Source organism: Dellaglioa sp. CoH-57-MRSF-17 (assembly GCF_056782015.1).
The window spans coordinates 262-621 of sequence record NZ_JBXAXY010000032.1 but is presented as its reverse complement, the minus strand read 5'-3'; the positions used below and the strand labels follow the sequence as shown (position 1 = coordinate 621).

1 protein-coding gene is annotated in these 360 nt (G+C 54.7%); it reads right to left on the bottom strand.

The window, feature by feature from the left end; genetic code table 11:
* Positions 1–94: 94 nt before the first annotated feature.
* Positions 95–360 (bottom strand): hypothetical protein (locus tag AC1RPJ_RS07705; protein WP_481762832.1); only part of this gene is annotated, 266 nt, incomplete at its 5' end.

Sequence of the window (360 nt, the reverse complement as noted above, 5' to 3'; positions counted from 1 at the left end):
CAATTGCCGGAGGCACGTCCGCAACTGCACGCTGACGTGGTGCAGTCGCGTTGCTGAACGAGCGCGGCATGATTGGTTTCATACGCACTCCTTATTATTTGGATACGACGTAAAACTCGGTGCCCTTCGAAGCGAAAGTTACCTTTAGTGCGGAGAACGGCATATCCGATTGAACTATCGGCCCGTTTCCGGTGAGGGTAATAGGTGTTGGCCCGTCTACCCATTTCACAGCGGCCTGCACGGCTGGGTCTGGATCACAAGCCAGACCTGCATTTTGCAGCGTGAACTGGACAGTGGCGCTACCAGACCCAACTAGCTGAAATGCAAACCCCAGAGGACGCGTGTTATTACCTGCGCACT